This is a genomic window from Nonomuraea sp. NPDC003201 (genome assembly GCF_053590415.1).
In genome coordinates this window covers 1-1,762 of the sequence record NZ_JBSFTC010000703.1, presented here as the reverse complement: position 1 = coordinate 1,762, position 1,762 = coordinate 1, and the positions used below count along the sequence as shown (strand labels likewise).

Sequence of the window (1,762 nt, the reverse complement as noted above, 5' to 3'; positions counted from 1 at the left end):
CCCAGGTGGTCGCCACCGGCACCGACATGCCGGCCAACGGCGGGCCGACCGAGGGTGCGGCCGGGCTCGACGACCCGAACGCCACCGAGCCGCCGGCCGGCGACTTCCTGCCGGACGGTGTGGATCCCCCGCAGTCCTACCCGAAGAAGTGCGACACGGCCAAGACCTGGATGTGGTACACGAAGTCGGGCTGCTCGGCCTGGGCCTACCACGGCGGCAGCTGGAAGAAGCCCGACTGGAAGCGGACCGCCAGCGGCTTCAAGGTCAGGGGCATCGTTCACGACCACTGCACGAAGCCGGGAGCGGACCGCCCTGCCGGGTTCGACTTCCGGCCGGCCTGCGACTCCCACGACTACGGGTACGGTCTGATGACCAACCAGAGGATGAAGTACAAGTACTACCTCGACCGCACCGTCTGGCGGAAGCTCGACGTGGACACCCGGTTCTACATCACCCTGAAGGACAAGGTGTGCGGCGGCTACTTCTTCCTGGTGCGGGGCGCCTGCAGGAAGATCGCGGCCGTCTACTACGCGGCGGTCCTGGGCTTCGGCAGGCCCTGAGAACGGCGCCCGCTGAACCCCTTCTCGGGCCGGACCGCGGCATCGCCCGCCGTCCGGCCCGAACCCGGTCGCCGCGGCAAGCGCTCAGGCGAACCGCCAGCGGGTGGCTCCGTGCGGTTCGGCGGTGGCGACGCCGAACGCGACGCGCATCGAGAAGCGATAGAGGTGCCGCGGCGCCGGGCCCGCGCTTGGCGCGCTGAAACGGCGCCGTGATCGCGTCGCCCTCGGCGGTCGCGGGCCGGCCGAGCTCGGCATACAGGGCGGCCACGCGCTCGGCCATGGTGGCGTCGGTGACCCGGTGCGCGGTGCCCTCGAGGTTCAGGTCGATGCACTGCTGAGCACGGCGTGGGCGCGGTCCCACGGCGGCACGTCGTGGTCGTAGCGGTCGAGATTGGTGACCTCGACGGGCGGCTGGTCGGTCATCGGAACCTCCGGACGCGTGTGCGGCATGGGGGCACACAGGTAGACCGGCCGACGGCACTGAACTCATCGCCGCGGGTCACATGGTCGTTCCGCCCGAGACGTCCAGGCGGTGTCCGGTCATGTAACGGCTGTCGTCGCCGGCCAGGAAGGCCACCGCGTCGGCGACGTCCTGCGGCGTGCCCAGCCGGCCCAGCGGCGACTGCGACGACAGCCAGGCCAGGGCCTCGCCGACCAGGCGGCCCTGGTGCATGTCGGTGTCGATGACGCCGGGCGCCACGGTGTTGACCGTGATGCCGCGCGGCCCGAGCTGCTTGGCCAGCGCGGTGGTCAGCACGTCGAGCGCGGCCTTGGACATGGCGTAGCCGATCGCCCGCGGCATGGCCGCGCCTCGCGTCAGCATCGTGCCGATGGTGATGATCCGGCCGCCGTCCCGCAGCCGCGGCAGGGCGAGCCGGGTGATGAAGAACGGCGCGGTCGTGTTGACCGCGAACAGCCGCTCGAAGCCGTCCCTGGTCACGCCGTCGATCTCGCCCTGGTCGCCGAGGATGCCCGCGTTGTTGACCAGGATGTCCAGGCCGTCGGCGTGGGCGTCGAAACCGGCCCACAGCGCTTCGGCGTCGCCCGGCACGCCCAGCTCGGCCCGTACGGCGAACGCCTGCCCTCCGGCCGCCTCGATGGCCGCGACCGTCTCCTTGGCGGCCGCCTCGTTGCTGCCGTGCTGCGATACGGCGTGCAGCCCAAGAACGCCAAGTCGGGCATGGTCCCCGGCCAGTGCAGGT

At 71.6% G+C, this 1,762-nt stretch carries 2 protein-coding genes; one reads left to right on the top strand and one right to left on the bottom strand.

Going from position 1 to position 1,762, the window contains the following annotated elements; translation table 11 throughout:
• Window positions 1-560: phospholipase A2 (locus tag ACWDX9_RS62945; RefSeq protein ID WP_449973392.1), on the top strand; the 560-nt coding region annotated here is incomplete at its 5' end.
• A 499-nt stretch (window positions 561-1,059) separates the two neighbouring features.
• Here ACWDX9_RS62945 and ACWDX9_RS62940 read toward each other — a convergent pair.
• The coding region (locus tag ACWDX9_RS62940) for an SDR family NAD(P)-dependent oxidoreductase (RefSeq protein WP_449973391.1) at window positions 1,060-1,762 on the bottom strand (703 nt) is incomplete at its 5' end.